General features: G+C 38.1%; 1 pseudogene. It reads right to left on the reverse strand.

Annotated elements, in window-relative coordinates:
* Window positions 1-352: pseudogene (locus tag ACFINZ_RS10855) on the reverse strand (hypothetical protein); the annotation flags it as partial.

The raw sequence follows: 352 nt of genomic DNA on the forward strand, positions 1-352 counted from the left end.
CTGACCTGGACGTAAAATCATTTGATCGGCTAAAGATTGGCCATCCGTAGAAACTACTGACTGCTGTTGTTCATCAGAAAAATGATAATGACCTGTTGGACTCGATGTATCAGACGCTGGTTTTTCTAAAGACGAGGTAGAGGAGGAAAACTGCGGATCTTTAGTTATATTCTGGTGAATATGATTCCGATATGAAACCTCAAAAAACTGATTTTTAGAAATTGAAACGGTTGAAGAATCAAAACCCGATGGCTTCTGATCTAAATTTTGGTGAATATTATTTTTACGTAACCCTACAACAGCATTAAAAGGATGAACAGAAGAGAGAGGCTTTTGACGTAAACTTCGGCAC

The organism is Bartonella sp. AA81SXKL (assembly GCF_042196945.1).
Lineage (GTDB): Bacteria > Pseudomonadota > Alphaproteobacteria > Rhizobiales > Rhizobiaceae > Bartonella.